This is a genomic window from Sinorhizobium terangae, from assembly GCF_029714365.1.
GTDB lineage: Bacteria > Pseudomonadota > Alphaproteobacteria > Rhizobiales > Rhizobiaceae > Sinorhizobium > Sinorhizobium terangae.
In genome coordinates this window covers 2,351,703-2,365,446 of sequence record NZ_CP121659.1, presented here as the reverse complement: position 1 = coordinate 2,365,446, position 13,744 = coordinate 2,351,703, and the positions used below count along the sequence as shown (strand labels likewise).

10 protein-coding genes are annotated in these 13,744 nt (G+C 63.4%); 1 reads left to right on the top strand and 9 read right to left on the bottom strand.

The features are described from left to right. Nucleotides 1-46 precede the first annotated feature (46 nt). From QA637_RS11295 to bcoG, 9 genes are all read right to left on the bottom strand, one after another. Nucleotides 47-1,678, bottom strand: coding sequence for an ABC transporter ATP-binding protein (locus QA637_RS11295; RefSeq protein WP_153436338.1), 1,632 nt, complete (start codon nt 1,676-1,678; stop codon nt 47-49). Further along, a complete protein-coding gene (locus tag QA637_RS11290) occupies nt 1,671-2,498 on the bottom strand; it encodes an ABC transporter permease (RefSeq protein ID WP_153436339.1) in 828 nt (275 codons plus the stop codon). Before QA637_RS11290 ends, QA637_RS11295 begins: the two co-directional genes overlap by 8 nt. Then, entirely contained in the window at nt 2,495-3,607 is a 1,113-nt protein-coding gene (locus QA637_RS11285; protein ID WP_153436376.1) for an ABC transporter permease, read from the bottom strand. The genes QA637_RS11290 and QA637_RS11285 overlap by 4 nt, the downstream gene beginning before the upstream one ends. Next, nucleotides 3,607-5,196 carry an ABC transporter substrate-binding protein gene (locus QA637_RS11280; RefSeq protein ID WP_283061470.1) on the bottom strand — a complete coding sequence of 530 codons (1,590 nt, stop codon included), beginning with the start codon at nt 5,194-5,196 and terminating at the stop codon, nt 3,607-3,609. The genes QA637_RS11285 and QA637_RS11280 overlap by 1 nt, the downstream gene beginning before the upstream one ends. 329 nt (nt 5,197-5,525) lie before the next feature. Next, entirely contained in the window at nt 5,526-6,308 is a 783-nt protein-coding gene (locus QA637_RS11275) for a carnitinyl-CoA dehydratase (protein WP_153436341.1), read from the bottom strand. Between the two features lie 5 nt (nt 6,309-6,313). Then, entirely contained in the window at nt 6,314-8,377 is a 2,064-nt protein-coding gene (locus tag QA637_RS11270) for an acetate--CoA ligase family protein (RefSeq protein ID WP_283061468.1), read from the bottom strand. A 245-nt stretch (nt 8,378-8,622) separates the two neighbouring features. Further along, the gene (locus QA637_RS11265; protein ID WP_153436343.1) at nt 8,623-9,783 is read right to left on the bottom strand and encodes an acyl-CoA dehydrogenase family protein; all 1,161 of its coding nucleotides are present in this window, start codon (nt 9,781-9,783) and stop codon (nt 8,623-8,625) included. 205 nt (nt 9,784-9,988) lie between these two features. Then, nucleotides 9,989-11,479 carry a carnitine 3-dehydrogenase gene (locus tag QA637_RS11260; protein ID WP_153436344.1) on the bottom strand — a complete coding sequence of 497 codons (1,491 nt, stop codon included), beginning with the start codon at nt 11,477-11,479 and terminating at the stop codon, nt 9,989-9,991. 231 nt (nt 11,480-11,710) lie between these two features. Further along, the gene (bcoG, locus tag QA637_RS11255) at nt 11,711-12,613 is read right to left on the bottom strand and encodes a 3-dehydrocarnitine:acetyl-CoA trimethylamine transferase BcoG (protein WP_153436345.1); all 903 of its coding nucleotides are present in this window, start codon (nt 12,611-12,613) and stop codon (nt 11,711-11,713) included. 110 nt (nt 12,614-12,723) lie between these two features. Between bcoG and QA637_RS11250 the strand changes: the two genes are divergently transcribed. Next, on the top strand, nt 12,724-13,695 hold the full coding sequence (locus QA637_RS11250) for a GlxA family transcriptional regulator (protein WP_153436346.1): 972 nt from the start codon (nt 12,724-12,726) through the stop codon (nt 13,693-13,695). Nucleotides 13,696-13,744: the final 49 nt, after the last annotated feature.

Genomic DNA, 13,744 nt, shown 5'->3' with positions numbered 1-13,744 from the left:
CGACGCCGGTCTCTCTCTCTCCCCGAGTTCAGGGAGAGAAAACGCATCAATTGCCGGCGCTCTCCATGCGCCGCGTCTTCAGTACCTTTTCCAGCCAGCCGATTTCCATCTCCGGCACCGACTTCAAGAGCAGGTCGGTGTAGTCGTCAAAGGGTGGCGAGAGCACCTTCGACTTCGGTCCGAAGCGCACCAGGCGACCGCGGTGCATGACCGCGACACTGTCGGCGATGGCTCGCACGATGGCGATGTCGTGGGTGATAAAGACATAGGAAACAGCGGTTTCCTCCTGAAGCCTGAGAAGCAGATTCAGGATGCCTTCGGCCACCAGCGGATCGAGCGCCGAGGTCGGCTCGTCGCAGAGGATGAGCTCCGGCTTGGCGGCAAGCGCGCGGGCGATCGCGACGCGCTGTTTCTGGCCGCCGGAAAGCTCGGCCGGGTAGCGGTCGAGGAAGCGCGATCCCATCTCGATCTGGTCGAGCAGTTCCCTGACGCGTTCGGTCTTCTTGGCGCCGTGCATGCCGAAATAGAAGGAGAGCGGCCTGCCGATGATGTCGCGCACCGTCTGGCGCGGGTTCATCGCCGTGTCTGCCATCTGATAGATCATCTGGATGCGGCGTAGTTCATCGCGCGTCCGGCCCTTCAAAGCCTTCGGCAGCTCTTTGCCCTCGAAGGTGATCCGGCCCTCGCTCGGCGGCAGGAGCCCGGTGATGACGCGCGCGAGCGTCGACTTGCCGGAACCGGATTCGCCGACGATTGCCAGTGTCTGGCCCTTCGGCAGGTGCATCGACACGTCGTGCAGCACCTTGAAACCACTGCCGTAGGCGGCATGGACATGCTCGATCTTGAGAAGCGTACCGGATTGGTCCGCCGCTTCGTCGCGCTTCGTCTGGCGGACGCTGACGAGGGCGCGAGTATAGTCTTCCTTCGGAGCTTCGATCACCTGCTTGGTGGTGCCGTATTCGACGGTCTTGCCGTGGCGCAGCACCATGATGTCGTCGGAAATCTGCGCGACGACGGCGAGATCGTGGGTGATGTAGAGTGCCGCCGTATGCGTTTCTTCGATGGCGTGCTTGATCGCGGCAAGCACGTCGATCTGGGTGGTGACGTCAAGCGCCGTGGTCGGTTCGTCGAAGACGATCAGTTCGGGGTTGGGGCAGAGCGCCATCGCCGTCATGGCGCGCTGCAATTGGCCGCCCGACACCTGGTGCGGATAGCGATCACCAAAGGTTTCCGGATTGGGAAGGCCGAGCACCCGGAAGAGATAAAGCGCGCGTTGCTTTGCCTCGTCGCGGCTCATGAGGCCATGGCGAAGCGAGGCTTCGATGACCTGGTCGCCGAGCTTGTGGGCGGGGTTGAAGGCGGCTGCTGCGGATTGCGCCACATAGCAGACCTGAGCGCCGCGCACCGTGTTGATGCCGGAACGGCCGAGCTTCAGGATGTCGCGGCCATTGAGCAGCACCTCGCCGCCGATAATGCGGCAGCCGCCGCGGCCGTAGGCGAGTGCCGAGAGGCCGATCGTCGACTTGCCGGCGCCGGACTCGCCGATGAGACCGAGCACCTTGCCCTTCTGCAGGTCGAAAGACACGCCTTCCACCAGGGTCACGACCTTGGGCGGTTCGCCCGGCGGATAGCTCGTCGCCTCGATCTTCAGGTTTTTGACGGAAAGAAGCTCAGGCATCGCCGCGCCCTCCTTTCAGGCTCGAGGTCCGCTTCATCAGCCAGTCGACGACGAGGTTTACGCAGATGGCGAGGGTCGCGATCGCCGCACCCGGCACGAGCGCCGCCGAAATGCCGAAGATGATGCCGTCCTTGTTGTCCTTGACCATGCCGCCCCAGTCCGCGGCCGGCGGCTGGATGCCGAGGCCAAGGAAGGAGAGGGTGGAGAGGAAGAGGATCGAAAAGGCGAAGCGCAGGCCGAATTCGGCCAAGAGCGGCGACAGCGTATTCGGCAGGATCTCGCGGAAAATGATCCATAGCGAGCCTTCGCCGCGCAGCCGTGCCGCCTCGACGAATTCCATCACCGCCACGTCGAGCGCGACCGCACGGCCGATGCGGAAGACGCGGGTGGAATCGAGCACTGCCATCACGAGGATAAGGATCCAGAGATGCTGCGGCAGCACCGCGAGCACGACGAGAGCGAAGATCAGCGTCGGGATCGCCATCATCAGATCGTTGAAGCGCGAGAAGAGCTGGTCGACGAAACCGCCCATGACCGCCGCGGCAAAGCTCAAGATCATGCCGAGCGAGAAGGAGAGTACGGTTGCCGCCAGCGCCACGAAGATGGTGGTGCGGGCGCCATAGATCAGGCGCGAGAGCAGGTCGCGCCCGAGGTTGTCGGTGCCGAGCAGAAAGTCGCCGCCGGCCGGAAGCCAGATATCGCCGACGACGTCCCGCTCGCCATAGGGCGCGATGACCGGTGCGAAAATCGCGCAGAGAATGGCGATCGCGATGCCCGCGATGCCTATCCAGGCGCTCAAGGGGATGGATCTCAGGTTCATCGCGGGTGCCTCAGTCTCGGGTTGGCGAGAATGGCGAGAATGTCTGCCGCCATGTTGAGGAAGATGTAGAAGGCCGCAAAGATCAGGCCGCAGGCCTGGACGACCGGCATGTCGCGCACGGTCACGGCATCCACCATATATTGCCCCATGCCCGGATAGACGAAGACCACTTCGACCACGACGACGCCGACGACCAGATAGGCCAGATTCAGCGCGATGACGTTAATGACCGGGGCCACGGCGTTGGGCGCGGCGTGGCGGGCGATGATGCGGAAGGTGCCGAGCCCCTTGAGCTCGGCGGTCTCGACATAGGCCGACGACATGACGTTCAGGATCGCCGCCCGCGTCATGCGCATCATATGGGCGAGAACAACGAGAACGAGGGTTGCGACCGGAAGCGCGATCGCCGAGAGCCGTTCGGTGAAGCTCATGCTGTCATAGACCGTCGCCGGGAAGGTGGCGACGCCCCATTTGACCGCGAAGAACATGATCAGCAGATAGCCGATGAAGAACTCCGGCAGCGAGATCGCCGCGAGCGATATCACGTTGATGATCTTGTCTGGCATCCGGTTTCGGAACTGCACGGCCAGCATGCCGAGCCCGACTGCGAGCGGCACGGAGATGAGCGCGGCGAAGAAGGCGAGGAACAGCGAATTGCCGAGCCGATTGCCGATCTGCTCGCTGACCGAATTCTTGCTGGCCCACGAGGTGCCGAAATCACCCTTGACGGCGCCGCCAAGCCAATTGAGGTAGCGTTCGCTCCAGGGCCGGTCGAGGCCGAGGTCCTTGCGGATGTTTTCGACCGCCTGCGGTGTCGCCGACTGGCCGAGATAGGTGGTGGCGAAGTCGCCGGGCAGCGCCTCGATGCCGCCGAAGATCATCAGCGAAACGGCGAAAAGCAATCCAACACTCAAGCCGAGGCGCTGAAGGATCAGCGCCGCGAGAGGACGGCGAAAGACGAAACGCCGCCAGAAGCTGCCACCGATCTCGCCATCGGCGCCGGTGGGGTTTGGTTTCGCTGGCACTCCGGAAAGGTCGGCAGACCGCGGCTGTTCACCCGCGGTCCCATCCGTCAGAACCGGACCAGTCATTGGTCCGCTTTCCGTCATCATGCGTCGAGCCAAACGCGGGTTGCGACGTAGCCGTTCGACATGTCGTTGCCGATGTCGTGGACATAACCCTTCACCTGCTTGGTAGAGGCGTTCACGAAATCGTTGAACATCGGCAGGATCAGGCCGCCTTCGTCGCGCACCATCATCGCCATGGTGCGGTACATGTCCTTACGCTTGGCCTCGTCCAGTTCGGAGCGGGCTTCGAGCAGGATCTTGTCGAAGTCCGGACGCTGGAAGCGGGTGTCGTTCCAGTCGGCATTCGAGAGGTACGCGGTCGAATACATCTGGTCCTGCGTCGGGCGGCCGCCCCAGTAGGAGGTCGAGAAGGGCTGGACGTTCCAGACGTTGGTCCAGTACCCGTCGCCCGGCTCGCGCTTGACCTCGATCTCGATGCCGGCCTTCTTGGCGCTCTCCTGATAGAGAACGGCGGCATCGACGGCCCCCGGGAAGGCGACGTCGGACGTGCGCAACAGCACCGGACCCGAATGGCCGGACTTCTTGTAGTGGAAGGCGGCCTTGTCCGGATCATAGGCGCGCTGTTCGATGCCTTCCGGGAAAAGGGCATAGGTATCGTTGATCGGGAAGTCGTTGCCGACCTTGCCGTAGCCGCCGAGGATACGCTGCACCATCGTCTCGCGGTCCATCGCGTATTTCAGCGCCATGCGCAGGTCGTTGTTGTCGAACGGCGCGGTGTTGCAATGCATGATGAAGACGTAGTGGCCGCGACCAGAGGTGTTGAGAATCTCAACGGTGGGTGCCCGCTTCAGAAGGCTGACGGTCTTCGGATCGACACGGTTGATATAGTGTACCTGACCGGAGGAAAGCGCCGCGATACGCGCGGTCGCGTCATTCATCGCGATCAGTTCGATCGAATCCACATAGCCGCGGTCCGTACGCCAGTCGTCGGTGTTCTTTTCGAAAGTGGCGCGAACGCCCGGTTCGAAGCTCGCCACCTTGTACGGGCCGGTGCCGATCATCGCGTCGGGATTGTCGAGGCCGCCGTTCGGCTGGATGATGAGGTGGTAATCGGAAAGCAGCAGCGGCAGGTCGGCATTGCCCTCCGTCAACGTGAGCACCAGCTTGCCGCCGTCCGCCTTGATGTCCTTGATCGACTTCATCACACCCAGTGCACCCGATTCCGATTTGTCGTCGGTGTGACGCTGCAGGGTCTTGATCACGTCGTCGACGGTCAACTCCTTACCGTCATGGAACTTGACGCCCTTGCGAATCGTAAAAGTCCAGGTCGCCGCGTCGGCGGAAGGTTCCCAGGATTCAGCAAGCGCCGGCACCGGCGCACCGGTCGTCGGATGGCTCTCGACGAGCATGTCGCCCCAGTTGCGGCCGACGACAAACATGAATTGCGAGAGAGCTTTTGCCGGATCCCTCGAGTCGGTCGCAGCTGCGCCTTCGAGGCCGAGCTTCAGGTGCCCGCCGCGCTTCGGCTCCTGCGCCGCCGCACTGGTTGCGAAAAGCGTTCCGGCGGTCGAGGCGGCGATACCGAAAGCGGCCGCGCGCCCGAGAAACTCACGCCGGTTCATTTTGCCCAGCATGACCTGTCGTGTCAGATAGTCTTTGTAATCGCTCATTCCCCTGTTCCCTTCTTTCAGTCGGCATTCGCCGTTCGTTGTGATTGGTAGAGACTTTTGCGTATCGTCCGAAATGGCTTCGAAGCCAGCTTGCCCGTGATGTCGTCTCGTTTCTCCTCCCTTTGCGATCTACGGCGGGCGATACAGACTGTTCCGATGCATAAGGCTAGTCGCTCGGAGCAGGCTTGTAACGTCCTAAATTCCAAATCTTTTCCATAAGCTTGGCCTATGGACGAACCCTTTGCCGCATGCACCGTTCCTTGCGGCGCGCCACGTCGATTGCCGGTTCTCGCCGGCTGAAAGTCACGCGGCCATTGCGGCGTATCGTCTCAGCGCCCCTTCCAGACGGGATCGCGCTTCTCGGCGAAGGCGCGTGCTCCTTCGAGCTGGTCTTCGCTCGAATAGAGGATATCGACCGTCTTGAACTGGCGGCGGGTGATTTTGTTCATCGTCGTCTGGAAATCGCGGCCTTCCGCCTCGCGCACCACTTCCTTGATGGCGGCGTAGACGAGCGGTGGCCCGCTTTCGAGCAGGCGGGCGAGTTCCCAGGCACGCTCCATCAGCCGGTTGGCCGGCAGAACTTCGTTGACGAAGCCCCAGCGGTTTGCCTCGGTGACGTCGAGCCAGCGGCCGGTCAACAGCATGTCCATGGCGATGTGGTAGGGAATGCGCTTCGGCAATTTAATCGAAGCGGCATCCGCGACGGTGCCGGAGCGGATTTCGGGCAGCGCGAAGGTCGCGTGCTCGGCAGCAAGGATGAGGTCGGTCGAAAGCGCAATCTCCAGACCGCCGCCGCAACAGATGCCGTTGACGGCCGCGATGATCGGCTTGTTGAGGTCGCGCAGTTCCTGGATCCCGCCGAAACCACCGACGCCATAGTCGCCGTCGACGGCGTCACCATCGGCGGCCGCCTTGAGGTCCCAGCCGGGGCAGAAGAATTTTTCGCCAGCACCGGTGATGATCGCCACGCGCAAGGCGGGGTCGTCGCGGAACTCGCGGAAGATTTCGCCCATGATCCGGCTGGTCTTCAGATCGATGGCATTGGCCTTCGGCCGGTCGATCGTGACTTCAAGAATGCCGCCTTTGCGGCGGGTGAGGATCGGTCCGGTCATAGGCGTCATTTCCTCCGGCGGATCAAGGCGTCAGCGGCGATGGCTCCTTGGCCTTCCGGTAACACCATAACAGGATTGATATCGAGTTCATCGAGTTTGGAAGCGTTTGCAACGACATAAGATGCCGCAGCGGCGACAGTCCTGGTCAGAGCCGCGACATCGCCCTTCGGACCGCCGCGATAGCCGCCGAGCAGCTTCCTGACCTTGAGACTGTCGATCGCCTCCGAAATCGCTTTCTCGGTGGTCGGAAGCGTCAGGATCGCCGAATCATCGAGCAATTCCACGAGGATTCCGCCTGCGCCGATGGTGAGCACCGGGCCGGCAACGGGATCGCGCATTGCCCCGATGATGAGTTCCGCCACAGGCTTGGCGACCATCTTTTCCACAAGATAGCCCGAAGCGACCGCGGCCATCGCCGTCGCGGCGGCATAGACCTCGTCTCGGCTCGCGAGGTTTAGCTTGACCGCGCCCACTTCGGTCTTGTGGGCGACGCCGAGGCCTTTGAGCACCACCGGGAAGCCGAGGGCTTCGGCGGCATCTGCCGCTTCTTCGGCCGTGGCGGCCGTTTTGCCCCGGGGAGCCTCAACGCCAGCTTCGAGAAGCTCCGCCTTGGCCTCCGCCTCGGTCAACGTGACGGCATCGCCCGCTTCGCCGCGGACCTTGAGGAGGGGCGGCGGAGCAGGTCTCGCCCAGCTGGCGCCGATCTCAGCTGCAGTCTCCGCAGCGGCGAGCGCTTCGTCGATGCCGAAGAAGGGAACGACGCCCGCAGCCATCAGCGACAGGGCGGTTTCTTCCGGCATGTTCTCGCCGAGGCTCGCGACGATGCCCGCGACAGCGCCGGTGGCCTCAGCCGAAGCGATGACCGCCTCGCAGGTCGTCACCCAGTCGGCGGCGTCGCAACGGTCGAGACGCGGGAAGTCGAGCACGATCAGGTTCAGGGCATAACCGCCCCTCATCATCGCGGTGAAGGCGGCCGTCTGCTTGTCACGGTTGCCCCAGACGAAGGTGTGGTAGTCGAGCGGATTGGCGATCGTCACCATCTCGCCGAGACTTTCCTTCAGCGGCTGGCGCTGCTCCTCGAGCAATGGCCGGAAGTTGACCCGGCGACGGACGCCCGCATCTGCCATCAGCGAGGCCTCGCCGCCAGAGCAGCTCATCGAGGAAATGTCGGCGCTCGCAAGCGGGCCGTGAAGATGCAGGAGTTTCAGCGTTTCGAGGAGCTCGGGCAGCGTGTCGACCCGGCCGATGCCGAGGCGGGCAAGCAGTGCCGAAGAGACGCGGTCGTTGCCGGCGAGCGAGGCGGTGTGGGAGACGGTCGCAAGTTGCGCGGCCTCCGACTTGCCGACCTTCAGCGTCACGACGGGTTTGCGCAGGTCCCGCGCGCGGATCGCCAGTCGTTCCAGCGCCTCGATGCTGTCGAAGCCCTCGATGTGGAGGCCGACGGCGGTGACGCGCGGGTCCTCGAGCACAGCGCAGGCGATGTCGGAGAGCCCCGTCTGCGCCTGGTTGCCGGCGGTCATGACATAGGCGAGCGGCAGCCCGCGCGTCTGCATGGAGATGTTGCAGGCGATATTCGAGGACTGCGTGAGGATCGCCACGCCGCGCTCGACGCGCAGCATGCCGTGCTGGTCCGGCCAGAGCAGGGCGCCGTCGAGCATGTTGATGAAGCCATAGCAATTAGGCCCGACGATCGGCATGTCGCCGGCGGCGGCAACGAGCGCCTCCTGCATATCGTTGCCGTCGGCAAGCTCGCCGGCTGCCTCTCGGAAGCCCGAAGCATAGCAGACGGCGCCGCCGGCGCCGCGTGCTGCCAGATCGCGGATGATCTCGATCGTCAGCGCCCGGTTGACGCCGACGAAGGAGGCGTCCGGCGCATCCGGCAGGTCCGCCACCGAGCGATAGCAGCGGCGGCCGAGAATCTCGTCTTCGCGCGGGTGGACCGGCCAGATCTCGCCGGCAAAGCCCATCTTGTCGCATTGTTCGATGACGCGACGCGCCTCCTTGCCGCCGAAGACGGCGATGGAGTGCGGGCGGATCAGCCGGTCGAGGGAGCGGGGAGGGGTGGTCATTCCGGCGCTCCGCTGCCGAAAAATGCCGCTCGTTGTTCTCTGGGTGCGGGAAAGACCCCTCGCCAACCCCTCCCCACAAGGGGGAGGGGCTTAGCCGCGGCGCCGCTTTGCCCAATTCGCCGGCGCGGCGAGAGGCCCCTGTTCGGGAAGGCCGCGGAGGGTGCGGCGGGGTAGCCCCTCCCCCTTGTGGGGAGGGGTTGGGGAGGGGTCTTAACCCGCAGCAAATGAAGAAAATCCGCCATCGCTCAAGCCCCCAGCGGCCGCAAGAGGTCGCGGCTGATGATGTAGCGCTGGATCTCCGAGGTGCCGTCCCAGATGCGCTCGACGCGGGCGTCGCGCCAGAAGCGGGCGAGCGGCAGGTCGTCCATCAGCCCCATGCCGCCATAGATCTGGATCGCCTCGTCGGTGACGCGCGCGAGCATTTCGGTGGCATAGACCTTTGCCGAGGCGATCTCCCGGTTTGACGGCAGGCCCTGATCGAGCCGCCAGGCGGCAGACAGCGTCAGCAGGTCGGCCGCGTCGATCTCGGTGATCATGTCGGCGAGCTTGAAGGAGACGCCCTGGTTGGCCCCGATCGGCTTGCCGAACTGCTTGCGCTCGGCGGCGTAGGAAAGCGCATAGTCGAAGGCGCGCCGCGCCCGCCCGACCGAGGTGGCGGCGACCGTCAGGCGCGTGGCGTAGAGCCATTCATTGGCGATATCGAAGCCCTTGTGCACCTCGCCGAGGATCTGCGAGGAGGGCAGGCGGCAGTCATCGAAGGTGAGGATGCAGTTCTTGTAGCCGCGATGCGAGACGGAGTTGTAGCCGTCGCGGATCTGGAAACCCGGCGTGCCGCGATCGACGAGGAAGCAAGTGATTTTCTTCTTCGGGCCGCGCGGCGTCTGTTCCTCGCCGGTGGCGATGAAGACGATGACGAAGTCGGCGATGTCGGCGTGACTGATAAAGTGCTTCGTGCCGTTGACGATCCAGTCGTCGCCATCCTGTCTCGCGAAGCATTTCATGCCGCGCACGTCGGAGCCGGCGTCCGGCTCGGTCATGGCGAGCGCGTCGAATTTTTCGCCCTTGACGGCCGGCAGCAGGTAACGCTCGCGCTGTTCGTCATTGCAGGCCATCAGGATGCCGGAGGGGCGGCCGAAGAAAACAGTCAGTCCCATCGAGCCACGACCAAGCTCGCGCTCGACGAGCGTGAACGTCAGGTGATCAAGGCCGGCACCGCCGACCTCTTCGGGGAAATTGCAGGCGAAGAAGCCGAGCTCCTTGCACTTGCGGGCAATTTCCTGGCCGAGTTCGCGCGGCACGGTGCCAGTGCGCTCGACCTCGTTTTCGTGCGGATAGATCTCGGTCTCGACAAAGTTGCGGACCGTGTCGACGATCATCTGCTGTTCTTCGGACAGTGCGAAATTCATTGCTCTCCCTCGTATTCTTTTGTCCGCCTGCCTGGGCCGATCTCCTCATCGGCCTGCGGCGTGCTTGGCTATTTGCCCCTCACCCTGACCCTCTCCCCGCAAGCGGGGAGAGGGGACTGGGAGCATGCCGCGAGTCCCTTCTCCCCGCAGGCGGGGAGAAGGTGCCGGCAGGCGGATGAGGGGCAAATCATCCGCCTCATCACCTTCACCGCTTCTGTCCAACGTGCCGCCCGGCGCCTTCTGGCACCTCAAGCTTCGCATGCCCTTCCGCAATCGGCTTCAACTTCGTCAGCACTTCCGTCGGCGCCGGTACGGATTTGCTGGCCTTCGCGTCGACGTGCAGCATCATCTGCTCGGCGGTCGCGATCACCTCGCCCGATGCGGCGTCGTGGATCCTGGTGAAGAATTGAACCCGCTTCTCGTCGGAGGCGAGGAGCTGCAGCGTCGTATAGAGCTCCTGACCGAGCTTGGCCTCGCCCAGATGGCGGATATGCGTTTCGACGGTGTAGTAGCTATGGCCGGCCTCGACATAGGCGAAATCGACACCGAGCAGCCGCAACAGCGCATCAGACGTGTCGCCGAAAAGCTGCAGGTAGCGGTGCTCGGTCATGTGGCCATTGTAGTCGACCCAGGCGGCATTGACCTTGGTATCGATGAGGCGCAGCGGACCGGAGGCGTCATGGGTTTTCGCCTGGTTGCCGCCCTTGGCCCAAAGACGCTTTTCGAAATCGGCGAGCAGTTTGCCGGCGCCCCAGCCTTCGCCGCCGTTGCTGGCTTTCAACGCATGCATGATGCCGACGAGGTTTTCGTCGCGGATGCGTTCAAGTTCGCGGATCGAGCGGCCGGCGGCTTGTGCGTCCGACTGCGACCCGATCTTTTCGACGAGCGCATCGTCGAGGTCGACGACATCGGTGAATTTGGTCCAGGGCCATTTGAGGCAGGGGCCGAACTGGGCGAGGAAATGGCGCATGCCTGCTTCACCGCCGGCGATGCGATAGGTCTCGAACAGGCCCATCTGCGCCCAGCGCATGCCGAAGGAATAGCGCATGACATTGTCGAGCGTTTCGGTGTCGCAGATATCGTCCTGGATCAGCCAGAGAGCCTCGCGCCAGAGAGCCTCGAGGAGACGGTCGCCGACGAAGGCCTCGATCTCCTTGGCTATGACGACGCCCTTCATGCCGATTTCGGCAACGCCTTCCTCGGCCCGCTTGATCGTCGCCGCCGAGGTCTTCTTGCCGCCGACGAGTTCGACCAGTGGCAAGAGATAGACAGGGTTATAGGGATGCGCCACGAACATGCGTTCGGGGTATTTCATGTCGGCCTGCAGGTCCGAGGGCAGGAGGCCGGAGGTCGACGAACCGATGAGCGCGTCGGGGCGGGCGAAGGCGTCGATCTCGGTGATCACGCCGCGCTTCAACTCCAGCCGCTCGGGAACGCTTTCCTGAATCCAGTCAACGCCTTCGACCGCCTGCTCAATGCTTTTGCAGAAGGTAAGCTTGCCGCGCGGCGGCAGCGGCGCCATGGTCAGCATGCCATAGGCCTTCTCGGCATTGGCCATGACCTCGCCGATGATGCGCTCGGCTTCCGGATGCGGGTCGAAGATGTTGACGTCGATGCCGGCAAGCGCGAAACGCGCCGCCCAGGCCCCGCCGATGACGCCGCCGCCGACGCAGGCGGCCTTGGTGATGATGCTCATTCCCTCTCCATCCAACTGTTGCCGCGGAACCCCTCTCGGCCCTGCGGGCCACCCTCCCAATGAGGGAGGGATGAGCGGCTCCGGATCCTGTACATCCCACTCTGGCAGCTATTCTGCCGCTTCGCCGGCGCCTTGATGCAAACACTTCCACGGACACAGACGTTTCGGTGGGAGTTCGGCGGCGCCGCACGTTAAGCCCTTCCCCTTGTGGGGAGGGTTGGGAGGGTCTTCTTATCTCTTCGTCAGCTTAAGCTTTTCGCGGACCTCCTTAGGCCCGATAATCTTCGCACCCATACCCTCGATGACGGAGACCGCCTTTTCGACGAGCTGGCCATTGGTCGCGAGCTGGCCCTTGCCGACATAGAGGTTGTCTTCAAGGCCGACGCGGACGTTGCCGCCGGCAAGGATCGCCGCGGCCGGATAGGCGAGCGCATTGCGGCCGATCGAGAAGGCAGAAAAAGTCCAGTTCGAGGGCACGTTGTTGACCATCGCCATGAAGGTGTTGAGGTCGTCCGGCGCGCCCCATGGAATGCCCATGCAGAGCTGGATCAGCACAGGGTCCTCGATCAGGCCTTCCTCGGCGAGCTGCTTGGCGAACCAGAGATGGCCGGTATCGAAGGCCTCGATCTCGGGGCGCACGCCAAGTGCTGTCATCTGGCGCGCCATCTCGCGCAGCATCGACGGCGTGTTGGTCATGACGTAGTCGCCGAGCGAGAAGTTCATCGTGCCGCAGTCGAGCGTGCAGATCTCGGGCAGGCATTCGGCGACATGGGCAACACGCTCGGTGGCGCCGGCCATGTCGGTGCCCTTCTCGTTGACGGGGAAGGGGCTTTCGACATTGCCGAAAACGAGGTCCCCTCCCATGCCGGCGGTCAGGTTGAGTACGATGTCGATGTCGGCGGAGCGGATGCGGTCGGTCACCTCCTTGTAGAGGTCGAGGCGACGGGCGGGTGCGCCGGTCTCCGGATCGCGGACGTGGCAATGGACGATCGCCGCACCAGCCTTGGCGGCCTCGACTGCGGCTTCCGCAATCTGCTTTGGTGTAATCGGGACGTGGCTGGATTTGGAAACGGTGTCTCCCGAACCGGTGACGGCGCAGGTGATGAATACCTCGCGGTTCATGCTGAGCGGCATTGCTGTCTCCCTTTTTGTTGGGAGCTATTACGAGGCAGAAAGGCCGCCATTGCTTTTCATTATCGGTTCTACGCTATACATTATCGGCAGTATGAGGAGGAAGTTTTGCCATGGACGAGATCGTTACGCAGGCGCAGCATATCGATTTGCTGGTGCTGCCGGAGACGAACCTGATCCTCGTCGCTTCCGTCATCGAGCCGCTACGTGCCGCCAACCGGATTGCCGGGCGGGCGCTCTATACCTGGACGATCTTCAGCCCGAACGGCGAGGCGATCGAGACCAAGAGCGGCATTCCGATTCCAGTCTCCGGTCCCTTCCGGCCGCAGCGGGAGACGGCGCCGCTTTTCGTGCTTTCGAGCTACAACTGGGAGCGCAGTGCCACCTCGCAACTCAAGATGCTGCTGTCGCAGACGGCGCGGCATCGGGAAGTCATGGCGGGAATCGAATCCGGCTCGTGGCTGCTTGCCGAGACCAGCCTACTCGACAACTTTTCCGTCACCACCCACTGGGAGGATTTTGAGGATTTCGCCGCCGCCTATCCGCATGTGACTATGGTGCGCGAGCGTTTCGTCATCGACGGCAAGCGGATTACCACCGGAGGCTCGCTGCCGACGCTCGACCTGATGCTGGAATTGATCCGCCGGGCGCATGGCTATTCGCTGGCGCTAGAGGTCTCGCGCCTCTTCATCTACGAGCAGGAACGCACGCGCGGCGATCTGCTGCAGGTTCCGGCGATCGGCAACATGCGGATTCTCGATGCCCGGGTCGGCGCGGCGGTGAAGCTGATGGAGGAGACCGTCGAGGCGCCGCTGACGCTCGCGCGGCTCGCACGCCGAGTCGGTGTCAGCGCCCGGCATCTACAGGACCTCTTCAAGGATACGATGGGCGTTGCTCCGCATGAGCACTATCTCGCTCTCCGTCTCAATGCCGCGCGCCGCAAGGTGATCGAGACGCGAATGGAGTTCGCCGATATCGCCGCGATCACCGGCTTCAACTCATCATCCTCGTTCTCGCGCAGCTACCGCGCGCACTACCGCGAAAGCCCCAGCGAAACGCGCCGGCGACTGAAGCTCAAGAGTTGATTCAAAAGTTTCAGACGAAGATTCAATCGCCGACGGATCGGCGAATCGA